Source organism: Dactylosporangium sp. McL0621 (assembly GCF_049995355.1).
Lineage (GTDB): Bacteria > Actinomycetota > Actinomycetes > Mycobacteriales > Micromonosporaceae > Dactylosporangium.
This window is the reverse complement of sequence record NZ_CP188259.1, coordinates 6,548,557-6,571,624: the sequence shown is the minus strand read 5'-3', so window position 1 is coordinate 6,571,624 and position 23,068 is coordinate 6,548,557. Positions and strand designations below refer to the sequence as shown.

General features: G+C 74.7%; 23 protein-coding genes and 2 pseudogenes. 6 read left to right on the top strand and 19 right to left on the bottom strand.

The annotated features are described in order from the left end of the window. Nucleotides 1-95 precede the first annotated feature (95 nt). From ACPPVO_RS31070 to ACPPVO_RS31050, 5 genes are read right to left on the bottom strand one after another with little or no spacing between them, the layout of a single operon-like run. Nucleotides 96-830, bottom strand: coding sequence for a hypothetical protein (locus tag ACPPVO_RS31070; RefSeq protein ID WP_426502087.1), 735 nt, complete (start codon nucleotides 828-830; stop codon nucleotides 96-98). Continuing rightward, nucleotides 815-2,416, bottom strand: a complete 1,602-nt coding sequence (locus ACPPVO_RS31065; RefSeq protein WP_426502086.1) for a hypothetical protein — start codon at nucleotides 2,414-2,416, stop codon at nucleotides 815-817. Before ACPPVO_RS31065 ends, ACPPVO_RS31070 begins: the two co-directional genes overlap by 16 nt. Beyond that, nucleotides 2,409-3,299, bottom strand: a complete 891-nt coding sequence (locus ACPPVO_RS31060; protein ID WP_426502085.1) for an ABC transporter ATP-binding protein — start codon at nucleotides 3,297-3,299, stop codon at nucleotides 2,409-2,411. Before ACPPVO_RS31060 ends, ACPPVO_RS31065 begins: the two co-directional genes overlap by 8 nt. Continuing rightward, a complete protein-coding gene (locus tag ACPPVO_RS31055; RefSeq protein WP_426502084.1) occupies nucleotides 3,296-4,144 on the bottom strand; it encodes a hypothetical protein in 849 nt (282 codons plus the stop codon). Before ACPPVO_RS31055 ends, ACPPVO_RS31060 begins: the two co-directional genes overlap by 4 nt. Further along, nucleotides 4,141-4,668, bottom strand: a complete 528-nt coding sequence (locus ACPPVO_RS31050; RefSeq protein ID WP_426514729.1) for an RNA polymerase sigma factor — start codon at nucleotides 4,666-4,668, stop codon at nucleotides 4,141-4,143. Before ACPPVO_RS31050 ends, ACPPVO_RS31055 begins: the two co-directional genes overlap by 4 nt. On the opposite strand from ACPPVO_RS31050, the pseudogene ACPPVO_RS31045 reads away from it, so the two are divergent. After that, nucleotides 4,667-5,134: pseudogene (locus tag ACPPVO_RS31045) on the top strand (hypothetical protein); the annotation flags it as partial. The gene ACPPVO_RS31050 and the pseudogene ACPPVO_RS31045 overlap by 2 nt on opposite strands. Nucleotides 5,135-5,260: 126 nt before the next feature. Here ACPPVO_RS31045 and ACPPVO_RS31040 read toward each other — a convergent pair. Then, entirely contained in the window at nucleotides 5,261-6,661 is a 1,401-nt protein-coding gene (locus tag ACPPVO_RS31040) for an NAD(P)/FAD-dependent oxidoreductase (RefSeq protein WP_360382477.1), read from the bottom strand. Nucleotides 6,662-6,770: 109 nt separating this feature from the next. Here ACPPVO_RS31040 and ACPPVO_RS31035 point away from each other — a divergent pair, with 109 nt between their 5' ends. Next, entirely contained in the window at nucleotides 6,771-7,439 is a 669-nt protein-coding gene (locus ACPPVO_RS31035) for a TetR/AcrR family transcriptional regulator (protein WP_426502083.1), read from the top strand. On the opposite strand, the gene ACPPVO_RS31030 is transcribed toward ACPPVO_RS31035, so the two are convergent. From ACPPVO_RS31030 to ACPPVO_RS31015, 4 genes are read right to left on the bottom strand one after another with little or no spacing between them, the layout of a single operon-like run. Continuing rightward, nucleotides 7,426-8,229, bottom strand: coding sequence for a transglutaminase-like domain-containing protein (locus tag ACPPVO_RS31030; RefSeq protein WP_426502082.1), 804 nt, complete (start codon nucleotides 8,227-8,229; stop codon nucleotides 7,426-7,428). The two genes, ACPPVO_RS31035 and ACPPVO_RS31030, sit on opposite strands and share 14 nt — an antisense overlap. Nucleotides 8,230-8,275: 46 nt before the next feature. Continuing rightward, nucleotides 8,276-9,154, bottom strand: coding sequence for a fructosamine kinase family protein (locus ACPPVO_RS31025; protein ID WP_426502081.1), 879 nt, complete (start codon nucleotides 9,152-9,154; stop codon nucleotides 8,276-8,278). Nucleotides 9,155-9,212: 58 nt separating this feature from the next. After that, nucleotides 9,213-10,307: a glycosyltransferase gene (locus tag ACPPVO_RS31020; RefSeq protein WP_426502080.1), complete on the bottom strand. Its 1,095-nt coding sequence runs from the start codon at nucleotides 10,305-10,307 to the stop codon at nucleotides 9,213-9,215. A gap of 3 nt (nucleotides 10,308-10,310) precedes the next feature. Then, nucleotides 10,311-10,952: a TetR/AcrR family transcriptional regulator gene (locus ACPPVO_RS31015; protein WP_426502079.1), complete on the bottom strand. Its 642-nt coding sequence runs from the start codon at nucleotides 10,950-10,952 to the stop codon at nucleotides 10,311-10,313. 62 nt (nucleotides 10,953-11,014) lie between these two features. On the opposite strand from ACPPVO_RS31015, the gene ACPPVO_RS31010 reads away from it, so the two are divergent. Beyond that, nucleotides 11,015-11,614: an MBL fold metallo-hydrolase gene (locus ACPPVO_RS31010; protein WP_426502078.1), complete on the top strand. Its 600-nt coding sequence runs from the start codon at nucleotides 11,015-11,017 to the stop codon at nucleotides 11,612-11,614. Between the two features lie 7 nt (nucleotides 11,615-11,621). Here ACPPVO_RS31010 and ACPPVO_RS31005 read toward each other — a convergent pair whose 3' ends face one another. The 7 genes from ACPPVO_RS31005 to ACPPVO_RS30975 all read right to left on the bottom strand — a co-directional run bounded on the left by ACPPVO_RS31005 (nucleotide 11,622) and on the right by ACPPVO_RS30975 (nucleotide 18,821). Beyond that, nucleotides 11,622-13,967, bottom strand: coding sequence for a putative bifunctional diguanylate cyclase/phosphodiesterase (locus ACPPVO_RS31005; protein WP_426502077.1), 2,346 nt, complete (start codon nucleotides 13,965-13,967; stop codon nucleotides 11,622-11,624). Beyond that, entirely contained in the window at nucleotides 13,964-15,055 is a 1,092-nt protein-coding gene (locus ACPPVO_RS31000; protein WP_426502076.1) for a type III PLP-dependent enzyme, read from the bottom strand. The genes ACPPVO_RS31005 and ACPPVO_RS31000 overlap by 4 nt, the downstream gene beginning before the upstream one ends. Further along, a complete protein-coding gene (locus ACPPVO_RS30995; protein ID WP_426502075.1) occupies nucleotides 15,052-15,651 on the bottom strand; it encodes a hypothetical protein in 600 nt (199 codons plus the stop codon). The genes ACPPVO_RS31000 and ACPPVO_RS30995 overlap by 4 nt, the downstream gene beginning before the upstream one ends. A gap of 402 nt (nucleotides 15,652-16,053) precedes the next feature. Further along, nucleotides 16,054-16,623: a TetR family transcriptional regulator gene (locus tag ACPPVO_RS30990; protein WP_426502074.1), complete on the bottom strand. Its 570-nt coding sequence runs from the start codon at nucleotides 16,621-16,623 to the stop codon at nucleotides 16,054-16,056. A gap of 10 nt (nucleotides 16,624-16,633) precedes the next feature. After that, complete coding sequence (locus ACPPVO_RS30985; RefSeq protein WP_426502073.1) at nucleotides 16,634-16,981, bottom strand: aldo/keto reductase; 348 nt, start codon at nucleotides 16,979-16,981, stop codon at nucleotides 16,634-16,636. Continuing rightward, nucleotides 16,978-17,631 (bottom strand): response regulator transcription factor, encoded by a 654-nt coding sequence (locus ACPPVO_RS30980; protein ID WP_426502072.1) that lies wholly within the window; start codon nucleotides 17,629-17,631, stop codon nucleotides 16,978-16,980. Before ACPPVO_RS30980 ends, ACPPVO_RS30985 begins: the two co-directional genes overlap by 4 nt. Then, a complete protein-coding gene (locus tag ACPPVO_RS30975) occupies nucleotides 17,616-18,821 on the bottom strand; it encodes a sensor histidine kinase (RefSeq protein ID WP_426502071.1) in 1,206 nt (401 codons plus the stop codon). Before ACPPVO_RS30975 ends, ACPPVO_RS30980 begins: the two co-directional genes overlap by 16 nt. 108 nt (nucleotides 18,822-18,929) lie before the next feature. Here ACPPVO_RS30975 and ACPPVO_RS30970 point away from each other — a divergent pair, with 108 nt between their 5' ends. Together ACPPVO_RS30970 and ACPPVO_RS30965 are read left to right on the top strand one after the other, a co-directional pair. Next, nucleotides 18,930-19,634: an acyltransferase family protein gene (locus tag ACPPVO_RS30970; protein ID WP_426502070.1), complete on the top strand. Its 705-nt coding sequence runs from the start codon at nucleotides 18,930-18,932 to the stop codon at nucleotides 19,632-19,634. Then, nucleotides 19,631-20,098: pseudogene (locus tag ACPPVO_RS30965) on the top strand (class I SAM-dependent methyltransferase); the annotation flags it as partial. The gene ACPPVO_RS30970 and the pseudogene ACPPVO_RS30965, both read left to right, overlap by 4 nt. 47 nt (nucleotides 20,099-20,145) lie before the next feature. Here ACPPVO_RS30965 and ACPPVO_RS30960 read toward each other — a convergent pair. Then, nucleotides 20,146-21,189, bottom strand: a complete 1,044-nt coding sequence (locus ACPPVO_RS30960; RefSeq protein WP_426514728.1) for a DNA glycosylase AlkZ-like family protein — start codon at nucleotides 21,187-21,189, stop codon at nucleotides 20,146-20,148. Nucleotides 21,190-21,283: 94 nt separating this feature from the next. On the opposite strand from ACPPVO_RS30960, the gene ACPPVO_RS30955 reads away from it, so the two are divergent. Further along, nucleotides 21,284-22,138, top strand: coding sequence for an LLM class flavin-dependent oxidoreductase (locus ACPPVO_RS30955; protein WP_426502069.1), 855 nt, complete (start codon nucleotides 21,284-21,286; stop codon nucleotides 22,136-22,138). Here the strand turns inward: ACPPVO_RS30955 and ACPPVO_RS30950 are convergent, their stop codons facing one another. After that, on the bottom strand, nucleotides 22,139-23,059 hold the full coding sequence (locus ACPPVO_RS30950) for a TerC family protein (protein WP_426502068.1): 921 nt from the start codon (nucleotides 23,057-23,059) through the stop codon (nucleotides 22,139-22,141). Nucleotides 23,060-23,068: the final 9 nt, after the last annotated feature.

Here is a 23,068-nt window from a genome sequence, read left to right as displayed (position 1 = left end):
ACGGTGGGAGCAGGTCCGCGCCGGTGGGCAGGCCGCCGACGTCGTGGTAGGGAACGTCGGCATGACCACGGTGCGTCCCGCGCCGGCGTGCGAGATCACCTCCCGGAACCGCAGCCGCTGCTCCCGGTCGAGGCCGAGTCACGGTGCCGGCAGGACGCGGTGGTGCGCCGGGCGGTCGGCCGGGCCGGGGCCGCCACCGCGGTGACGATTGCGGCGAGGACGAGCGCCAGGAGTGCCGCCCAGCGTTCGTGCACCGCGGTCCACACGGTGCCGCGCACGATGGCCGGCACGAACATCGGTGGCGTGGTCGGGGCGACCGCGACCGCGAGCGCCAGGCCCAGCGCGGCCGGGGCGGCGATCGGGCCGCCGACCCCGCGGGCGCTGAACCGGCACGTCACCGCGGAGGCGGCCAGGGCCAGGGCGGCGATGGTCACGGCCTCCAGCGTCAGGCCCGGCACCGGGAGCCGCAGCTCGTCGGCCCCGGCGTAGGTGAGCGTGACCGCCGCCGCCCACCAGGCCGTGAACGCCGCGAGGCCGAAGGCGCCGCGGATCGCGGCCGGCCACCGGGACGGCACCGGCACGGCGAGCGTGGTCGGCTTGGCCGGGTCGTCGAAGGTGAACGCCAGGCCGGTCGCGGCGCACACCGCGGCGAAGCGCAGCAGCCGGGCGTGGTCGTCGGGCTCGAGGTCGAGGCCGAGCACCGCCGGCACGGCCACGACGAGCAGCGCCGCCGCGAGCGCGCCGGCCACCGGCGCCGGCCGCATCGCCCGCAGGGTCGGCCCCACGAGCGCGGACAGAACGCCGCGGCGGGCGGTCAGGCGGCGCCGCATACGGTCCGCTCCTCGGCCGGGGGCGCCGCCGGGACGGCCACGCCGAGCAGGTCGCCGAAGCGTTCGAGCGACGTGGCCGGGTCGGCCAGCTCGCCCCAGTTCCGCCGTACGACCGCGGCGACCTCGCTCGCCGGCCGGGACAGCAGCGCCAGGGCCGGTGTCGCCTCGCGGTCCGGGACCATGGTCGAGGTGAGCAGGCTCATGTCCGGGAACGCGAGGGCGCCCGAGGACTGCTCGTCGAGCATGCGCAGGCCCTTCGCGGTGCCCGGCGTCGCCTGGCCGACCAGCCAGACCAGCAGCGCGCCCCGAGACCCGCAGATCGGCATCTGGGTCGTCAGCGCGGCGCCGGTCAGCACGCGGTGGGCGACGTTCGCCGCGAGGGTGGCCGCGTCCGCGTCCGACCGCCAGGCGGAGCCCACCAGCACGGCCCCCGGGTGCCCGGCCGCGGCGTCGGCGGCGCTCCAGACCCGCAGGCGGTCCTCGTCCTGCCGCGCGTCGCCGGCGTACGCGCCGCCGCCGTTGGCGGGGCGGCCGGTGAGCCAGATCCGCTGCCGCACGACCAGCGGCGGCCCGGCGATCGACGGCACCGGGCGCAGCACGCCCCGGACCACCTCGTCCCAGGCCGGGATCCACCGCTCGAACTCGCCGATTGCGCAGTACTGCACCTCGCCGAGCTGCCGGCACGTCTCGACCGCGGCCGGGTCGCGGGTGACGTCGGCGCGCCGGCGGTCCAGCGCGGGATCGCCGCGGAACTGGGCCGCCCCGGCCCCGGCGGTGAGCGCGGCCACGACGACGAGCGGCACGAGCAGGCGCCGCCCGCCGGACCGGGCCAGCGCGGCGCCGGCGGCGACGGCGAGCAGGCCCAGCACGTACAGCAGGTGCCAGCCGGGCGTGCGGTCGACCAACGACCTCGGCACCGAGTACTGGTTGAGGTCGGGCGTGATCGGCGTCAGCCGCAGCACCCACAGCGCCCCCTCGGCCCCGGCGATCGACGCCGCAAGCACCCCGGACAGCAGCGCCATGAGGATGAGCGGCCCCCACAGCGCCGAGCGCAACGCCACGGCGACCAGCACCCCGACCGCGCCGAACAGCACCGCGACGGCCGGCGTGAGCAGGAGCTCGGCCGGGTCGGGCCGGCCCACGGCGCCCGGCCGCAGCGCGAGCTCGCCCAGCCGCACCCCGAGGACGAGCGTGATGAGCAGCGCGTAGGGCAGCAGCGCCAGGAGCACGGCCCCGGCCCGCCACGGCCGGGGCAGCACCAGCGTCGCGTCGAGCTCCTCGGTGTGGTGCCGCTGCCCGCGCAGCATCGCCAGGTTGGCGGTCATCAGGGCGCCGCTGCCGAGCGCGAACAGGCCGAGCAGCTGCAGGTCGACGGTGGCCTCGTGCAGCACCGGGAAGTCGCCGGCGGACCCGGTGAGCAGCCCGTAGATCCACGGCAGGAGGAACAGGGCGAGCGCGGCGAGCGTGAACGGGTGGCGCAGCAGCCGCACCGACTCGACCCGGGCCAGCGCGAGCATCGCCCGCCCGGAGCCGGCCCGCGCACCGGCGGCGACGGGGACGGCCGGCGCGGTCAGGAGGTCAGTCACGGCCGTCGCCGCCCGCGCGCACGTCGACGAGCATGAGGTAGCCGTCCTCGATCGTCGGGGCGAGCAGGTCGGCCCCGGCCGGCGGGTCGCCGACGTGCCGGAACGCGCCGGTGCCGGTCCGCCACGACGCGAGCGCCGCCGGCTCCCGCACCGCGCTGGTCCAGACCCGCCCCTCGGCGAGCGCGGCCAGTCCGGTGGGGGGCCCGGCGAACCGGACCCGGCCCTGGTCGATGACGACCACGTCCCGGCACAGCGACATGACGTCCTCCGTCTGGTGGGTGGACAGCAGCACCACGCGCCGCTCGCCGAGGTCGGCGAACAGCTCCCGGAAGCGCATCCGCTGCTGCGGGTCGAGGCCGACCGTCGGCTCGTCGAGCACCAGCAGCGCCGGGTCGCCGACGAGCGCCGCGGCGAGCGCGACCCGCTGCCGCATGCCGCCCGACAGGGTGCGGATGCGAGCCCGGCGGTGCTGGTCGAGCCCGACGGCGTCGAGCACCCGGCGGACCTCCGCGTGGCGTGCCCGCCGGTCGGTGAGCTCCTTGAGGATCGCGACGTAGTCGACGAACTCGAACGCCGTGAACGTCATGTGGAAGCCGGGGTCCTGCGGCAGGTAGCCGAGCCGCCGCCGCACCGCGAGCCGCCCGGGCCCGCTCAGCGGGTCGTGGCCGAGCACCCGCAGCTCGCCGGCGTCGGGCGCCACCGCGGTCGCGAGGATCCGCAGCAGCGTCGTCTTGCCCGCCCCGTTCGGCCCCAGCAGCCCGGTCACCCCGGTGCCGAGGCCGATCGAGACGTCGTCGAGGGCGACCTTCCGCCCGTACCGCAAAGTGAGCCCACGGCCCCGGACCGCGACATCGGTGCCGGGTGCGGCGGTGTCGGTGCTCATCGAAGCCTCCTGGTGAATGCGCTGCGCGGGAACAGGCGGGACGGGTCGAACGCCCGGGCGCGCCGGGAGAACAGCGTGCACGCGACGGCGGCGGCGACCGCGCTGGCCACCTGCCCGGCCGCGGTGAACGGGGCCGACAGGGTCAGGGCGACCAGCACGGCCCAGCCGACCCCGACCGCAGCGGCCGCGGCCGCCATGCCCAGCCGGGTGGCCACCAGCAGCGTCAGCACGGTCAGCGCCAAGGACGGCAGGAACCACCCGGCCGCGGCGAGGCCCAGGTCGGGCAGGGTGAGGCTGGCGAGGGCGCACAGCACCGCGTTGACGGCGACGACGGCGACCACCCGCACCAGCAGCAGCCGCAGCGCGCTGATCGGCGCGACGAGGCCAAGCTCGAAGGTCGGGTCGATGCCCGGCCCGAACGACACGGCGACGCTCAGCAGCGGCAGCAGCGGCGCCGCGGCCAGGAACACCAGCGGCGCGGCGGCGTGCGCGAACACCGCGGTGAGGGCGAGGGTGAGCGCGACCGCGCCGAGCCAGGACAGCCGCAGCGCCGGGGTCGCGGCCAGCAGCCGGGCGGTGGGCTCGGGCACCCCGGCCCGGCGCACCAGCCGCTCCAGCGGCCCCGGCACGGGCGCGTCGAGCGCCGCGTCGAGCCCGGCCCAGCCGTCGTCGAGCAGCGCCGGCTCGGCGGCGGCCGCCGCGGCGGTGAGCCGGTCGCGGCAGCCCGGGCAGGCGACGAGGTGCGATTCGACGGACCACAGCAGCGGCGGCCCGCACCGGCCCGCGGCGTAGAGCCGCAGGTCATCGTCGGGCACGTGCCACGCACCCGCAGCGGATCGAGTCATGTCAGCTCCTGCCGAAGTTGCCGGCGGGCCCGCAAGGCCCGCGTCTTGACGGTGCCGGGCGGGATGCCGAGCAGGGCCGCCGCCTCGTTGGTCGTGAGCCCGTCGAGCACGGTCGCCTGCAGGACCGCGCGCAGCTCGGGCGAGAGCCGGGCCAGCGCCCCGGCGAGGTCGCCGTGCTCGACCCCGGCGAGCACCTGCTCCTCTGCGGACGGCTCGTCGCGCCCGCGCAGCCGGGCCAGCAGCCGGGTCAGCCGGGCCCGGGAGCCGTGCCCGCGCATCGCGTCGACGAGCCGCCGCGCCCCGATCCGCCACAGCCATCCGGCGACGTCGCCGTCATCGCGGTACCGCGCCGCACCCCGCCACACGTCCAGAAACGTCTCCTGCACCACGTCGTCGACGACGGCGGGGTCGGCGCATCGGTACCGCAGGCGCATCGTCAGCCACACCCCGTGGCGGCGGAAGAAGACCTCGAACGCCGCCCGGTCGCCCACGGCCACCAGGTCGAGCAGTTCGCGATCGCCCATGCTGTCCCTCACGCCCCCTCATCGGATCGAGTGCCCGATTCGGTTCACGCCCGCCGGAAAAAAGTTCGGGCGGTCTCAAACCGGTCGGCGGCCCGCCGATGTAGGCGACATGATGGCATGGGCACGGCGGCTCGTGCGGACGCTGCCGAGCGGCCGTCCGCTGCCCGAGCGCGACTGGAACGGCCGGCACCGTGCCATCCTGTGGATCCTGGGCGCGCACATCGCCGGGCTGTTCGGGTTCGCGCTGTTCCAGCGCAGCTCGCCGGCCAACGCCGTGCTCACCGTCATCCCGCTCGCCGTCGCCCTCGCGGCCGCCGCCCAGCCGGTGTTCTCCCGCGTCGACTTCGTGAAGATCGACAGCAGCTTCGTGCGGGGCATCGTCGGCGACCGCGTCGACCGGGCCATGGTCGAGTCGGTGCACCGCATCAGCCACGAGATGGGCCTGCGCACGATCGCCGAATTCGTCGAGGACACCAGCGTGCTCGACGCCCTGCGCGCGATCGGGCTCGACTACGCGCAGGGCTACGGCACCGGCATCCCGGTCCCGTTCGACGACTGGCTGTCGGTGGTGGAGAAGCCGCGCGGCGGCCGCCTAGCTGTCGAACCCGAACCCGATCCGGTCCATCGCCCGCAGCCAGAGGTTGCGCCGCCCGCCGTGCGCGTCGGCGCTGATCATCGCCTGCCGCGTCAGCTGCACCCCGGCCCAGCGCACCGGCTCGGGCGGGAACGGCAGCGGCCGCGAGCGGACCATCCGGGTGCGGGTGCGCGCGGTGTCGGCCCCGGCGAGCAGGTCGAGCATCACCTCGGCGCCGAACCGGGTCGCGCCGACCCCGAGCCCGGTGAACCCGGCCGCGTACGCGACCCGCCCGCGGTGCCCGGTGCCGAAGAACGCCGAGAAGCGCGTGCACGTGTCGATCGCCCCGCCCCAGGCGTGCGTGAACCGCACCCCCTCCAGCTGCGGGAACGCCGTGAAGAACTGCGCGGCGAGCTTGTCGTAGGTGGCCGGCCGGTGCTCGTAGGCGGGGCGGACCTGACCGCCGAAGTGGTACACGGCGTCGTAGCCGCCCCACAGGATCCGGTGGTCGCGGGTCTGGCGGAAGTAGTGGAACTGGTTGCCGCAGTCCGACATGCCCTGCCGGCGCCGCCAGCCGATCGCGGCGCGCTGCCGGGCCGTGAGCGGCTCGGTGACCAGCGCGTAGTCGTACACCGGCACGACGTACGGCCGGGTGCGCCGCAGCAGCGACGGGAACACGTTGGTGCCCAGCGCCACCTTCCCGGCCCGCAGCCGGCCGCGCCCGGTGTGCAGCGCGATCCCGCCGCGGTCGCGGGTCAGGCGGGTGACCGGGGTGCCCTCGAAGACCCGCACGCCGAGTCGCTCACACGCCTCGGCCAGGCCCCACGCGAGGCGGGCCGGGTGCAGCAGGGCGGTACCGTCGCGATCCCAGATGCCCGCGAGGAAGGCCGGCGAGTCGATCTCCTCGCGCAGGGCCCCGGCGTCGAGGAAGTCCACCGCGGCCCCGAGCGCGCGGGCCGCCTCGGCGTGCCCGCGCAGCAGCTCGACGTGGTGGGGCGCGGTGGCCACATCCAGCGCGCCGGTCCGCTCGAAGTCACAGCGGATGTCGTACCGCATGAGCGCCGCCTCGATCGCCGCCAGGTTCTCGGCGCCGAGGCGCTCCAGCTCGCCCAGCTCGTCCGGCCAGCGCCGCAGTCCGTTGCCGATCCCGTGGGTGAGGCTCGCCTGGCAGAACCCGCCGTTGCGCCCGGAGGCGGCGTGCCCGATCCGGTCGCCCTCGACGAGCACCACGTCGAGGCCGGGGTCGCGCTCCTTGGCGATGAGCGCGGTCCACAGCCCGCTGTACCCGCCGCCGACGACGGCCAGGTCGCACTCGAGCTCGCCGGTGAGCGGCGCGCGGGCGGCGGGCCGGCCGGGGTCGTCGAGCCAGTACGGGGTGAGCCGGACATCGGCGAGCGAGGCATGGACAGCGGTGGACATGGCCCAATCATCGTCGTTGTCAACGCCGTTGACAACAGTGTTGAACGTGAGCTTCCCGACGCGGCCCTAACATTGGCGGGACGACGCCGATTTCGGACAGGAGACCCGTTTGCGAACCCGCGCCGCGCTCACGCCCGAGCTGATCATCGACGCGGCGAGCCGCCTCGCCGCCACGGCCGGCGCCGACGCGCTCACCGTCCGCCGCCTGGGCAAGGAGCTGGGGGCGGACCCGACGGCCATCTACCGCCACTTCCGGGACAAGGACGAGATCATCCTGGAGGTCGCCGACCGGCTGGTCGCCGCGACCGTGGAGGCGCTGCCGGCCGGCCTCGCGTGGCGCCCGCGGCTGGAGTGGCTGGCCCGCCAGACCGTGCGCACCTTCGTCGCCCACCCGGCGATCGCCCCGATCGTGGCCCTGCGCACGACCCGCCGCCCGGGGGAGTTCCGCACCGTGGAGGCGGTGCTCGGGGCCCTGCGCGAGGCGGGCCTGACCGAGGAGGAGGCCGCCTTCCAGCACCTGGTCTACTCCGAGACGATCTTCTCGTACGCCGCGATGTGCAGCGCCTACGCCGCCCTCGACGAGTCGAGCCGGCAGGGCGACGAGGCCGCGTGGTCGCACGAGTACCGCTCGCTGCCGCCCCAGCGCTACCCGCACATCGCCGCGGCCGCGCCCTACCTCGCCGAGATCGACGACGACATGGTCCTGGAGGGCATCGTCCAGGCCCTCCTGGACCGGGTGGAGTCCCTGGCCGGCCCCGCGCGGCCTACGGGAGCCTGACCAGCTCCTCGTGGCGGTCCGCCGGGAGGTCGCCGTCGGCGACCGCGGTGATGCTCAGGTCGACCAGCTCGACCGTCCCCGCCAGCACCGTCCCGAACGCCACGTCGGCCGCGTCGCGCCCGGTCGCGATGCGCACCAGGGACGGCCGCGGCGCGAGCCGGGTGGCGTCCCACACCAGCCACTCGCCGCCGACCGCGGTCTCCGCGACCAGGTGGAAGTCCATCGGGTCCAGGCCGGGCGCGTACACGGCGACGACCCGGGCCGGCACGTCGACCGCGCGGCACAGCGCCACGGTCAGGTGGGCGTAGTCGCGGCACACCCCCCGCGCGGCCAGCAGGGTGTCGATCGCGTCGGTCGTCGGGCCGGACGCCGCCGTGTCGTACACCAGCGACTCGTGGACGCCGGCCACGATCGCCCGCACCGTGTCGAGCTCGTCGGCGCGCCGGTAGCGGGCGGCGTACCCGCCGAGCCGGTCCGACGGGCAGTACCGGCTGGGCCGCGTCGCCACGATCCGGTCCAGGTCGGTGGGCGGGAGCGCCGGCGCCGGGCGGCCCGCGCCGTTGCCGGCGTAGGCGACGACCAGCCGCCCGGGGCCGCCGGTCACCAGGTGCGTCCGGCCGCCCAGAGGCCCGCCGGAGCCGGCGACCTCGGTGATGCCGACCGCCGCGCCGTCGAGCGTCGCCGTGATCGTCTCGTCGTCGCGCCGGTCGGCCGCCGCGATCTGCAGCGCGAGCACCGCCGGCGCGGCGATGTCGTAGGTCAGCGTCGCCGCGACGCCCGGGGTCCACATGCGGCAATTGTCACCGCGCAACGTTTCCGATTCGTACCTCGTCCGATCAGCCGCGCACGCGGAACGGGGCGAGCGTGGCCCGGATCAGGCCGGCCGCGCCCCAGTCGTCGTCGAACTGGGCCACCACGGCGAGGTGCTGGCGCAGCTGGATGATCGGCATACGGTCCCGCCAGCCGGCGTCGAGCGAGGTCAGCTCCGCGTAGACGTCGAAGCAGCGCTGCGCCTCGGGCGGGGGCGCGGTCGTCCACACGTGGGCCAGGTCGACCTCGGCCCACATGTAGGACACGGCCGGGTCGATCAGGGCGGGCCGCCCGTCCGGGGTGGCCAGGACGTTCTGGGCCCACAGGTCCCCGTGGGTCAGGCAGGCCGGCCGGTCGGGCAGCAGCTCGGGCAGCCGGTCGCAGAGTCGTTCCAGTGCGGCCCGGTCCGCGGGCCCGAGGGCGGTGTCGACGCGGGGCTCGCCGAGCCACCGCAGCAGCCGGTGCTGCGCGAAGAACGCGAAGCCGTCCTCGGCCCAGGTGTTGACCTGCCGGCGGCGGCCGAGCCAGTTGTCGCGGGGCCAGCCGAAGCGCTTGTGGGTCGTACCCAGGTGCAGCCGGGCGAGCGCGTGCGCGAACCGCTCCCAGAAGGCCGCGCCCTCCGGCCGCGGACGCAGGACCGACAGCACCAGCAGCTCCCGGTCGGCGAGGATCACGTCGGGCGTCGCCACACCGCCGAGCTCGCGCAGGGCGGCCAGCCCCTCGGCCTCGGCCGCGAACACGTCGTCGTCCGGCGCCTCGGCGAAGGCCTTCACGAACACCGGCGGCGCGTCGCGGCGGGTGGCGATCCCGGCGAGCGCCGCGAGACCACCGCTGACGGGCTCCACGGCGGCGACGTCACCCAGCCCGGCCCGGTGCAGGCGCTCCATCAGCAACATCGAGGACATCACGATCATCCTAGGGTGTACTGCGTGGACGACGACGTCACCATCCGGCCTCTGAGCCTCAGCCGCCGGCGAGCCGCTCCAGCGCGGGTACCACGGCGGCCGGCTCCGGCATCGCGGCGATCTCCGCCGCGACCTCCTGCGCCGCGGCCCGCAGCGCGCCGTCGGTGAGTAGCCGGGTCAGCTCGGCCGCGCCGATGGCCTTCGCGGCGAGGGCCAGGCCGGCGCCCCGCCGGGCCAGCAGCTCGGCGTTGTGCCTGCGGTCGCCCGCCCCGGTCGTGGCCAGCTGGGGCACCCCCGCGGCCAGCCCGCCCAGCACGCTGCCGGCCCCGGAGTGGTGCACGAACGCGGCGGCGTGCGGCAGCACCTGGTCGAGCGGCACGCGGCCGACGGCGCGCACGTTGGCCGGGAGGTTGCGGGCCTTCGCCGGTCGGACGAGCACGAACTCGGCGTCCACGCGTGCGGCCGCGGCGATGACCGCGGGGCCGGGGTCGCCGGTGTTTGGGCCCGCGAGGGTGCTCCGGCTGACCACCACGCGGGGCCGGTCGCCGGGCGCGAGCAGCCAGTCCGGAACCGCGCCACCGCCTGAGTACGGCACCGGGCGCATCGCGATCGCCCCGGCCGCGGGCGCGCCGCGCAGGCTCGGCGGCGTGACGGCGATGGTCAGCCCGGGCTCGGGAACGGCGTGCCGGGCCAGGACCGAGCTGGTCGTCACGGCCCGGAACAGATCGGTGGCCGGCCACAGCGTGTTCTCCTGCAGTACCGACGGGATGGACAGCCGCCCGGCCACGACGGCGCCGGCCTCGGCCAGCGACTCGTACACGATCAGGTCGGGCCGCTCCCGCGCGGCCAGCTCGAGCAGCGGCCCGACGAGGGCCAGGTTGGCCCGGCCGAAGAGCTCGCCGACCATGGCGTGCCCGGCGGTCCCGCGCAGCTCGGCGCGGGCGATGCCGGGATGGCGCAGGGCCACGCGGATCGCGCTGCGGGGCAGGCTGAAGGCGGCCCCGATGTCGGCGGTGCGCAGCCCGAGCATGTCGCCCGGGAACCCGCCGCCGGCGACGACCACGTCATGCCCGGCGTCCCGGCAGGCCGCCGCGAGCGGCACCAGCGGCAGTAGATGCCCTTGCAACGGCGCGGCGACGAATACGATGCGCATGCCTCATCGTAGGAGCTGACGCTGCAGGGCGAGGGTGAGCCAGTCCCGGAACTGGGCCGGCGTCCACTGCCGCTTGTGCACCAGCTGGTGGTACAGGACGGGATCGCTGTGCAGCCACAGGATGTCGGCCGCGGTCGCGATCGTCAGCCCCCGCCGGAGGGCACCGCGCCGTGAGATCAGGGTGGCGGGCCGTCGCATGGCCGCCGCCCGTTGCCGCTCCAGCTCCTCGCACTGGGTCCGGGCCTCGGCGTCCGAGCCGGCGGCGACGGTCAGCGCGGCGTGCAGCCGGGCGATGCGTCCGTGGATGCCGGTGAGGAGATCGGCGAAGCCGGCCAGCATCCGGGCCGGGTCGGGCTCCGCCTCCAGCGCCTGGATGGCCGGCCGCCGCCGCAGCGGCACCGGTTCGTCGTCGCCGGCGGTCGCCTGGTCGTACGCCAGGCGGATCAGGGCGGCCTTGCTGCCGACCGAGGTGAACACGGTCTTGCGGCTGACCCCGGCCGCCGCCGCGATCGCCTCGACGGTCGTGGCCGCGTACCCGTTCGCGACGAACAGCTCCGCCGCCGCCGCCACGATCTGCGCACGGGTCCGGCGGGCCTGGGTCGCTCGCAGGTCGGAGTGGTACGGACGCTTGCCCGGGTCGATCATTTCGCGCTACCTTCAGTGTAACCAATACACTCACAGTGTATCCAATACGGAGCGAGCCTACCATGATCCATTCGATCGTCAGCCCGGTGCACATTCCGGCCGGCCTCGCCGGCCCGGAGCCCATGGACTTCGACGTCCGCTGCTTTCTCGTCCCGCACGCCACCGGGGTGACGCTCGTCGACACGGGGCTCGACCGGTCCGTGCCGCTGATCGCGGCGAAGCTCGCCGAGATCGGGGCGGCCTGGAGCGACGTGACGGACGTGGTCCTCACGCACCACCACCCCGACCACACCGGCGGCCTGGCCGAGGTCGTCGCGCTGGCGCCCGGCGCGACCGTCCGGGCCGGCGCGCACGACACGTTCCCGGTCGCGGTCGAAGCGGCCGCGGACGGCGCGACGATCCGCGGGCTGCGCGTCGTCGCCACGCCCGGGCACACCGCCGGCCACCTGAGCCTCCTGGCCGTGGACGACGGCGCCTTGCTCATCGGCGACCTCGCCGGCAACCCGGGTGCCGGGCTCACCCGGGCCCCGCAGGCGTTCACCGCGGACGCCGCCGAGGCCGAGCGCTCGCTGCACAAGGTGCGCCGGCTCGGCTTCGACCGCCTGTACCCCTCCCACGGCGAACCGTCCGATCGGCTCGCGCTGGAGCAGCTCCTCGGCTGAGGGGCGGCTACCGGGTGCTGTACGTGGACTGCTCCGGGCGCCGCCGGCCTCCGGTGTGCTGCTCCGCGGGCGGGCGCTGGGCGGCCAGCCAGGCCTGCAGGGCGTCCACGCTCAGCGGCTCGCCCGGCAGCGTGCCCTGCACGCCGGCGCAGCCCGACAGGGTCACCGCGTCGACCATCTCGCGCGTGTCGACGCCCTCGGCGACCACGGTGATGCCGAGCGAGCGCGCCAGCTCCACGGTCGAGCGGATGACCACCGCGTCCTGCGGGCTGTTCACCATCGGCGCGGCGAAGGCCGGGTCCAGCTTCAGCTCGTCGACGGGCATGCTGCGCAGCCGGGCCAGGGACGGGGCCGAGCGGCCGTAGTGGTCCAGGGCCAGGCGGACGCCGAAGTGGCGGAACTGGCCCAGCGCCGTCTCGGTGCGGCGGGCGTCGATGAGCATGACCTCCTCGGCGATCTCCAGGGTGAAGGCCGACGGTGGTACGCCGAGCTTGTTCACCATCTTCGCCACGTCGTACGGCAGCCGGGAGTCGAGCACGTCGGCGGCGGACACGTCCGCGGCGACGCCGAGCTCGAAGCCCTGCCGGCGCCAGGCCGCGCAGCTCTCCAGCGCGCTGCGCAGCAGGAAGCGGGTCAGCTGGCGGGTCAGGCCGACCTGCACGGCCAGGCGCTGCAGCACCTCCGGCTCGATCCAGCCGTGCACGGGGTGCCGCCAGCGCAGCAGCGCCTCGAGGGCCACCGGGCGGCGGGTGCCGAGGTCGACCTTGGGCTGGTAGTACACGAAGAACTGCTCGTGCTCGACCGCCCGCAGGAGGTCGGGCAGCAGGTGCGAGCCGACGTCGCCGCGGTGGCCGGGGTCGTACACCTCCACCTCGGACCGGCTCGACTTGGCCTCGTGCAGGGCGTCGGCGGCGCAGCGGATCAGCTCGGCCGAGTTGGTGGCGTGCATGGGCGCGAGGGCCAGGCCGGCGCTGAGCTCGATCTGCACCGGCACCGGGCCGGCCGGAATCGGCGCGGCCAGGCTGCGCAGCAGCAGCTCGGTGTCGCGGGAGATGCTGTCGGCGGTACCCGCGGAAACCGTGCGGAGGATGGCGATCTCGGCGCCGCCGAGGCGCACCGCGACCGCCTCCGGCGGCAGGGCCTGCAGCAGCCGGTTGCCGACGGTGTTGAGGATCATGTCGCCGGCGGTGTAGCCGAGGATCCGGTTCATCTCGTGCAGGTGGTCGACGCTGACGATGGTCAGCGGGAGGATCGCGCCCTGGGGGAGGCCCTCCAGCATGCCCGGCAGGGCCGAGTCCAGCACCCGGCGGTTGCCCAGGCCGCTGATCTCGTCGGTGGTGGCCTGGCGGCGGGTCCGGTTCAGCTCGCGGGTCTGCTCGAAGGTGAGCGCGGTGCGGGCGCCGGCGGCGAGCAGGCAGCCGCTGGCCATGACGATGGTCACCGGGTGCAGGTGCACGAAGGTGCCGACGATGAGCACGACCAGCGCGCACAGCGAGAACAGGATCGGCACGAGCAGGGCGGCGAAGCCGCGCACCTCGTCGGCGGCCCGGCGGCGGTGCACCGAGCCGGCCAGCGCCATCAGGGTGAGCCCGATCATCCACGTGCCGTCGATCCAGCTGCCGTCGGTGTACGTGTTGTTCGCCAGGCCGAAGAGGTAGGCGGTGTCGGCCACGGTGAAGGCGGCGGCGCCGAGGCCGGCCATCCACCAGACCGGGTCGTTGCGCCAGCGCACCATCGCCAGCGCCGCGACCGCGACGACCATGAGGACGAGATCGCCGATCGGGTACGACAAATTGGTCACGGTCGCCGCGAACGCCTTGCCGGTGTCGGCGTTGAGGAGGTCGTTGAGCGTGAACGCGGAGAACATCGCGCCGGCCGCGAGCGAGGTGACGACGCCGTCGAGCCAGACCGACGCGGGCAGCCGCCGCACGGTCGCGCGGGCCAGCAGGATGAAGCCGATGTAGGCCAGGGGGTACAGGCCGACGTAGAACACGTCGGCGAGCGACGGCACCGGGATGGTCTCGGCGTCGGCGAAGCTCGCCTGCCAGTAGATGTCCCCGGCGGCCCAGGAGGCCACGCCGCCGCCGACGAAGGCCCAGGCGAGCCGGTTGCGGCGGACCAGGATCGGCCGGGCCAGCGCCAGCAGGGACGTGGCGATCAGCACGACCGAGTAGAACCAGGTGTCCAGCAGCGCCGGGCGCTGCCCGCCCATCGGCAGCAGGGTGCTGAGGGCGTAGACCACGCCCAGGCCGGCGACGACCGTCTTGATGCCCCGGTAGAGGGGCGAGCCGAGCACGGCGAGGTCGGCGTCCGCCTCGGGCGGGGCCGTGGCGGCGGCGTGGCTGCGTGTCATTGGAGTTCCCCCGAATGCTCTTGGATGTCCACGACCGGCGGCTCGAAGCCGTTGAAGTTCGAGGCGTAGACGGTGGTGTAGGCGCCGGCGCTGCCGAGGTGGACCCGGTCGCCGGTGGCCAGTTCGTGTGACAGCTCGACGTCGAAGAGGATCGTGTCCTGGCTGTCGCAGGTGGGCCCGGTCAGCTGGCAGCGCCGCCGGCGCGGGCTGTTCAGCTCGTCGCCGACCGGGAAGCGGAGCTGGTTGGCCGTCTCGAGGCTCTCCATGAGCCCGTTGAAGGCGCCGACGTCCAGGTGTACCCAGCGCCGGCCCAGGCGGTCGGCGACCCCGATGACGGTCGCCACGAGCGTGCCGGCCTCGGCGACGAGGGCGCGGCCGGGCTCGACGACGGCGTGCACCGGATAGCGCAGGGCGGCCAGGCCGGCGTGGATGACCGCGGCGTAGTCCGCCAGCGGAGGGGGGTCGCCGTCGTACCGTGCCGGAAAGCCGCCGCCGAGGTCCACCAGCCGCAGCCGGACGTCCTCGGCCGCGAGCTTGTCCATCAGCTCGCCGACCATCTCCAGCGGCTGGGCCCACGCCCGCGGGTGCATCATCTGCGAGCCGACGTGGAAGGTGACCCCGTACGGGTCGAGGCCGCGGTCGCGGGCGGCGAGCAGCAGCTGCGCGGCGGCGTCCAGGTCGACGCCGAACTTGCCCTCGCTCGGTACCTCGCTGTGCAGGTCGGGCACGGCGAGCCGGACGTACACCGACGCCCCCGGCGCGGCCCGCCCGAGCTTGGCCAGCTCGTCGGCCGAGTCGAAGGCGAACCGGTGCACCCCCGCGGCGAAGGCCCGCTCGATGTGCGTCTCCGGCTTGACCGGGTTGCTGAACAGCACCTCGCCCGCCGGCACGCCGAGCGCGAGCAGCTGCTCCAGCTCGGCCGCCGAGGCGATCTCGAAGCCGCAGCCGAGCCCGGCCAGGTGCCCGACGACCCGCGGGTGCGGATTGCACTTCATCGCGTAGTGCACGGCCACGTCCGGCAGGGCGGCGCGCAGGTCCCGATAGGCGGCGCCGACCCGGGCCAGGTCCATCACGAGCCGGGCGGTCACGCGGATCTCCGGCCGGGGCGCACGGCCGCGGGCCGGGCGGGGGCGGTCTTGCGCGTGGTGGAGCGCGCGCCCGGGGCCGGGCGGGGCGCCGGGCTGCGCACGGGGCGCGCCGGGGCCGGGCGCGTGGCGATGGGCTGCGTGGCCTCGGGGTCGACGACGGCCAGCGGCTGGGTGACCTCGTCGTCGATCACGGCCAGCGGCTGGGTGACCTCGCCGCCGGTGAGCTCGACGGTGTCCTCGTCGGCGCCGGCCGGGACGGTCTCGCGCCGGCGGCGGCGGATCAGCTCGTAGCTGACGATTGCCACGCCGTAGAAGGCGACGTCGGCCATCAGCTTGCCCAGCAGGGTGCCGGTGCCGATGCCGCCGGTGATGTCCGGGCCGAGGTACATGAACAGCGGGCGCAGGGTGGTCGAGTCGAGCACCTCGATCAGTCCGAACTCGGCCAGCAGCAGGCGCGCGGTCGAGGTGGTGGTGCGGCGCAGGTTGTACCCGCGGGCCCGCTCCCGGCGCCACTCCACGGTCGCGATGAGGCCGTAGAAGCCGACGATCTCGCCCGCGGTGCCGGCCAATGCGGCGAGCACCCGATCCGAGAACAAGGCATATATCGCAGCGGTCGCAATAAATGCACTGGCGGTGCCGGCAATTTCCGCGGGGACGTATCGGCGGGCCCACTGCCAGCATTTATCGCGCCATCGCGGGCGCAGCCCAATAGACACTCTCTGCTCGCCCCGTTCGAGCCGACCCCGCACCTGACGCTGTGCCGGGTGAGAAGAATTCACGCCTCACTGCGCCGGGAAAGCTATCACGGACCGTCGATGTCGACAAAACGCTGCCGCACATTACTTTCCGTAGCCGATTTCGGGATAGAACGAATCGGATTCGCGTTCGTGGCATTGATGCTGGTAACCGCGACGCAACTCGTACGTTCGGCCGGGGCGAACCATCCGGACGGCCGTCGGATTCCGGGACAGAAGTAGACGCGTATCGTTAAGCGCGATTTAACGCAGGCCGTTGACGACGAGCGTGCACACGTCGGCCAGCACCGCTTCGCGGCCCGGGCGGTCCCATTCGGCCGCGTGGGCCGGGTCGTGGAAGGCGGCCGTCGCCCAGAAGATCGCGCGCGCGGCGGCCGCGGCGTCGGTGGCCGCGAAGTCGCCCGTGGCGACGCCGTCGGCGACCATGCGCTCGAGCTGGCTCAGCAGCGCGGCGACGTGCTCCGCGGCGACGGTGCTGCTCTCCCCGGCCAGGGCGCGGTAGGTCGCGAACAGCTCCGGGTCGCGGCCGGCGGCCGCGCGCTTGGCCGCGAACATCGCCGAGATCCAGGCCCGCAGGCGCTGCGGGGGCGCCAGGGCGGCGTCGGCGGCGATCGCCTCCAGCGCCGGCAGCGTGCGGCCCACGAAGCGGCGCGTCACCGCCTCGCGCAGGGCCGCCTTCGACGCGAAGTGCCGGTACACCGCGGCGTGGCTGACGCCCAGCGCCCGCGCCACGTCCACGACGGTCGCCTTGGACGGGCCGTGCCGCCGCAGGACCTCTTCGGTGGCGACCAGGATGGTCTCGGCGTCGAGCACGCGGGCGACCCTAGCGCTCGCTGTCGAGCATGGCCATGAGCGGCTTCGCGTACCGGGTGCCGGCGACGGACCGGGGCGGCACCGCGGCCTCGACGGCGGCGAGGTCGGCGGCGCTCAGCACGATCGCGGACGCGTCCACGGCGGAGGCGACGCGCGCCGGGCGGCTGGCGCCGACGAGAGCCACGATGGCGGGGCCGCGCGACAGTACCCACGCGATCGCCAGCTGGGCGACGGTCACGCCGAGGCCGGCGGCGATCGGGCGGAGCCGGTCCACGAGGGCCAGGTTGGCCGGGAGGTTGCCGGCGCCGAACCACGGCAGGTGGCCGACCTCGCCGCCGCCCTGCGTTACAGATTTCAAATTTTGTAATCTGAAAGGAAGGCGAGCACCGCCAGGACCCGCCGGTTCGTGGTGTCGTCGTCGGCCAGGCCCAGCTTGCCGAAGAGCGAGGTGGTGTACTTGCTTATCGCGCTCTCGCTCAGGAAGAGCCGCTGCCCGATCGCCTGGTTGGACAGGCCCTCGGCCATCAGGCTCAGCACGGAGTGCTCCCGCTCGGTGAGCGCCTCCAGGCGCCGCGTCGACGAGCCGCTGGCCAGCAGCTTGGCGATGACCGCCGGGTCCATCGCGGTCCCGCCCGCCGCGACGCGCTCGAGGGCGTCGATGAACTGGTCGGCGTCGAAGACGCTCTCCTTGAGGAAGTACCCGATGCCGCCCGCCCCGTCGGCCAGCAGCTCGCGGGCGTAGAGCTGCTCGACGTGCTGGGACAGGATGAGGATCGGCAGGCCGGGCACCTCGCGGCGGGCGGCCAGCGCGGCCCGCAGGCCCTCGTCGGACTGCCCCGGCGGCATCCGCACGTCGACCACGGCGACGTCGGGCCGGTGGGTCAGCAGCGCCGTGAGGGTCGCCCCGCCGTCGGCCGCGGTCGCGACCACCTCGTGCCCGAACGCCTCGATGAGCCGCACCATGCCGTCGCGCAGCAGGTACAGGTCCTCGGCTACGACGACTCGCACGGCACCGCCATCCGCGCCCGGGTCGGGCCGCCGTCCGGGCTGGTGAGCTCGAGCGTGCCGTCGAACGCGGCGAGCCGGCGGCGCAGCCCGGCGAGCCCGCCCTCGGCCGGCACGGTGGCCCCGCCGCGGCCGTCGTCGCTGACCTCGACCACCAGGTGCGTGCCGTCCCGCCCGATGGCGATGCGGGCCCGGCTCGCCCGGGCGTGCTTGACGGCGTTGGTGAGCAGCTCGGCGACGCCGAAGTACAGCGCCGACTCGATCGGCGGGTCCAGCCGCAGGCGCAGGTCGGTCTCGACGGTCGTCTCGAGCGGGCTGTCCATCGCGAACGCGCGCACCGCGTCGATCAGGCCGCGCTCGTTGAGCACCGGCGGGCTGATGCCCCGCACCAGCTCCCGCAGCTCGCTCAGGGAGGTGGCGGCGCCGGCGCGGGCTTCCCGCAGTACCGCCGCGGCTCTGTCCGGATCGGTGGCCATCAGCTTCTCGGCGGTGGCCAGCGACAGGCCCAGGGCGACCAGGCGGGCCTGGGCCCCGTCGTGCAGGTCGCGCTCGATGCGGCGGATCTCGGCCGCCTGCGCGACGGTGGTGTCGGCGCGCTGGGCGGTCAGCTCCTCGACCCGCCCGGCCAGGCGCATCGCGGGGGAGGGGCGCAGGAACCGGACCGCCACCGGCGCGCCGACCCGCCACGCGAACGGGGCCGCGGCGAGGGCCACGGGCACGCCGAGCAGCCACCACCCCCCGAGGACGGCGAGGCCCAGCGCGACCGGCGGCACCGCCGCGACGACGCCGGCGGCGAACGGGGCGACGAACACGAACGACAGGTCGCGCCGCAGCGCCGGGTCGCCGAGCCGGGTCCGCCACCGCTGCTCCTCGAGCGCGCGCTCGCGGGTGCGGGCGTAGGAGTGGCCGTTCCACCAGTACCCGGTCGACAGCTGGATCACGGGGGCGGGCTCGCGGTACCCGGGCGGGATGACCGTGCCGGTCCACCGCGCGACCAGGGCCCGGACCATGCGGCAGACCGGCCGCACCAGCAGCAGGGTGCCGGCGACGGCCCACAACGCGGGCGCGAACCACGACCACGGGCTGTCGCGCCACAGGTACGCCACCACCACCGCCCCGGCCCAGACGGCCGGGACGAGGAGCGTGACGACGGCGAGGGCGCAGGCCCGCCCGAACCCCACGATCACCTTCATGCCACCACTGTGCACGCCCGGGTGCGCGGGCACGAGTGGGGCTGGACCCACTGAGACGTACGTCCAGCCGCATTACCGCGCGGCCGTCCCGTTCCTAGCTTCAGGTCCATGGAAGACACCGCCCCTCGCCTGTGGTTCGTGGACAACCTCCGCGTCCTGCTCATCTCGCTCGTGGTGCTGCACCACGTGGCCGGCATCTACAGCGGGCTCGACGCCTGGTACTACACCGAGCCGCCGACCAGCGACGCCGAGTCCCTGCTGCTGACCCTGTTCATGCTCGTCAACCAGGCGTGGTTCATGGGCGCGTTCTTCCTGCTCGCCGGCTGCTTCACGCCCGGCTCCCTGGACCGCAAGGGCCCGCGCGCCTTCCTGCGCGACCGGCTGGTCCGCCTCGGCATCCCGTTCGTGGTCTTCTACTTCGCCGTCAACCCGCTGCTGTGGCGCGACTGGCACGGCATCGGATCCGGACCGCTGTGGTTCGTGCTCGCCCTGCTGGTCCTCGACACCGCCTACGCCCTGCTCCGCCCGGCCGGGCCATCGCAGCAACGGCCGCTGCGGTACCGCACCGTGCTCGCCTTCATCGCCGGCCTGGCCCTGGCCACCTGGGCCCTGCGCATCGTCGTCCCGATCGGCTTCTGGGTGCCCGTCATCGACTTCCCGACGAGCGCCTACCTGCCGCAGTACGTGAGCTTCTTCGTGGCCGGCACCGTGGCGGGCGCACCGGGCGGCCGAGTTGCTCGCGGTGGCGCCCGACGGCGCCGAGCGATCCGTTCAAGACCCGGCGGCACCGGGCGCCTGAGACTGCTCGCATGACCGACACCTTCACGCCGGCCCTCGGGCGGCTCGGGCCGATCCGGTTCTACGACCGCGTGGTCGCGTTGACGCGGGAGCGGCTGTGGCGGGCCCTCGCCGCCGCGTACGCCGCGCCGCGCGCCGGGGACGTCATCGTCGACGTCGGGTGCGGGACCGGCACGCTCGCGCTGCTGCTCGCGCGGATCGAGCCGCGGGCCGGGATCGTCGGCGTCGACCCCGACCCGCGCGTGCTGGCGGTGGCGCGGCGCAAGGGCGGGACCGGCGCGGTGCGGTGGCGCGAGGGCCGCGGGGACGCGCTCGTGGCGCTGCTCGGCGCCGGGTCGGCCGACACCGCCGTGTCCAGCCTGGTGCTGCACCAGTGCCCGATGCCGGTGAAGCGGGCCATTCTCGCGTCGATGGCCGGTGTACTGCGACCAGGCGGCCGGATCGTCATCGCCGACTACGGGCGGCAGCGCACCCGGGCGATGCGCCTCGCGTTCCGGACGGTGCAGCTCGCCGACGGCAGGGCCGCTCACGGCGCCGCGACCTCGAGCCGGAGCCAGGCCGCCAGGCTCCCGATCTCGCGCCGGACCGCGGCCGTCTGCGCCTTCGTGAACGGTACGTCCTCGTGCACCGCGTCCACCCGCAGCACGCCCGCGCGGTGGTCGGCGGCCGCGTCGAGCTTGCCGATGAGGCGGTCGCCGTGCAGGATCGGCAGCGCCCAGTAGCCCCAGCGGCGCTTCGCGGCCGGCTTGTACATCTCCAGCTGGTAGTCGAACTCGAACAGCTCGGTCATCCGCTTGCGGTCGTAGACCAGGCGGTCCAGGGGCGAGAGCAGGACGGTACGACCGGAGAAACGGCCCCCGAGCCGCTCCGGGTCCACGCGCCACTCGCCCGGGACGCCCTCGACGACGGCCGGCTCGCCCGCGTCGCCGCCGCGGGCGATGCCCAGGGAGCGCAGGCGGCGCTCGTCGCGGGCGCGGCGGGCCTCCTCCAGCGGGACGACGTCGTCGGGGTAGACGCGCTCGGCGAGGTCCCACAGGCGCTCGGCCCCGCGCCGCCCGGCCGCCGCGACCTCGCCGCGCTGGACCATCGCGTCGAGCATCCGGCCGACGTTGCGGTTGTTCGACCAGCCCGAGGAGCGCCACGACACCACGCACGTGTCGGGCAGCTCCCGCACCGTCAGCGGTCCGTCGGCCCGCAGCCGCGCGAGGATGTCGAGCCGGCAGCCGGTGTTGGCCTCGACCCAGACGCCGAGGCCCTCCTGCCACTCGTGCACCGGCCAGGCGTCCATCTCCGCGCGGTGCAGCGCGATATCCGGCGGTACCAGGATCAGGCCCTGCAGCTCCAGCAGCGCCTGCTCGTCGAGGGCGTCGCGCAGCTCCTGCGGGTCGTACTCCTCGCCGAGCCGGCCCCACAGCACGAGGTCGGCGCTGCGGGCCACGTACGCCGTCGGGTCGTTCTGCAGCTCCCACAGCCCGCGCACGGTCTCGAACAGCCCGGCCGGGCGCTCGGCCGCGAGCAGCTGCGCGCGGACCGCGAGCCGGCGCGCGTCGGCGCGGGACAACGAGTGCATGACCACCGGCCGAGGGTAGAGCTTGGCAAGTGGAACATGGTTCCGCTACGGTTAACGGAACCAGGTTCCGTATCCGGTGAGAGGGGTTCCCGTGGTGAGCTTCGGGATCATGACCGCGCCCATGCAGGTCGAGTACGCCGACATCGTGCGCGTGTGGCGCGAGGCCGACGACGTGCCCGAGCTCGAGCACGCCTGGCTGTTCGACCACCTCATGCCCATCGGGGGCGACCCCGCCGGGCCGATCTTCGAGGGCTGGACGCTGCTGTCGGCGCTCGCGGCGCAGACGCGGCGGCTGCGGCTCGGGCTGCTCGTGACCAGCAACCGGTTCCGTCCGCCGGCGATGCTGGCGAAGATCGCGGCCACCGTGGACGTCGTGTCCGGCGGGCGGCTCGACTTCGGCATCGGGGTCGGTTCGCGGCCGGGCCACCCGCTCGCGCGGCGCGAGTACGACGGGAACGGGCTGCCGTACCTCGACACCGCCGACGCCGTCGAGCGGCTCGACGAGGCGTGCACCGTCATCAAGCGGCTGTGGACCTCAGGCGAGCCGTTCGACTTCGAGGGCCGGCAGATCCGGCTGACGGGGGCGTTCGGCAACCCCAGGCCCGTGCAGCGCCCGCACCCGCCGGTGCTCATCGGCGGCCGCTCGGCGGCGACGCTGCGGCTCGTGGCCCGGCACGCCGACATCTGGAACATCCCCGGCGGCGACCTCGACGAGTGCGTGGCGCGCAGCGCGCTGCTCGACCGGTACTGCGCCGAGATCGGCCGCGACCCGGCCGGGATCACCCGCTCGATCCACCTGCCGGTCGAGTCCTACGAGCGGCCGGAGCCCACGAGGGAGGCGATCGGCGCCGCGGTCGCGGCCGGCTTCGGGCACGTCATCCTCAGCGTGCCGGCGCCGTACCCGGCCGGCGTCGCCCGGTGGGTGGCGGACGAGCTCATCGCCGGCTGATCAGGGGCCGGTGCGGGCGTCGCGGCGGGACTTGAGCAGGGACGCGACGGTCGTGATGGTCAGCGTGCCGACGATGACGCCGAGGGAGAGCGGGATGCCGATGTGCGGGGCCCAGCCGACCGGGTCGCCGCCGTTGACGAACGGCAGCGAGTTGTCGGCGAGGGCCTCGAGGAACAGCTTCACGCCGATGAAGCCGAGGACCACCGCCAGGCCCAGCGACAGGTACACGAGGCGGTCGAGCAGGCCGCCGATGAGGAAGTACAGTTGCCGGAGCCCCATCAGGGCGAACACGTTGACGGTGAAGACCAGGTAGGGCTCGGCGGTGAGTCCGAACACCGCCGGGATCGAGTCCAGGGCGAAGATCAGGTCGGTCGTGCCGATGGCGACGAGGACCGCGACGGTCGGCGTGAGGATCCGGCGCGACCACCGGACCAGCGGGTTCTCCTTGAACTCGTCGCCGTCGGGCTCGCCCTGGGTCGCCAGCTTCACCGCCGTGTACACCAGGAACAGGCTGAAGATGTAGAACACCCACGAGAACCGGCTGATCGCCGCGGCCCCGGCGGCGATGAACCCGCCGCGCAGCACGAGCGCGAGCACGATCCCGACCATGAGCACGCGCTGCTGCTGAGCCCGGGGCACCCGGAACCGCCCCAGAATGATCACGAAGACGATGAGGTTGTCGGCGGACAGGCTGTACTCCGTGAGCCAGCCCGCGAAGAAGGCCCCGGCCGCGTCGCGCCCCCACATGGCCAGCACGAACAGCCCGAACAGCACTGCGAGCGCGATGTAGACACTGACCCAGATCGCCGACTCCCGCACCGACGGCTCATGCGGCCGGCGCGCGACGATGGCCAGGTCGACCAGGAGCATGACGCCCACGCCGGCCAGCGTCGCGGCCCAGACCAAGGCGGTGACGGTCACGACGCACCA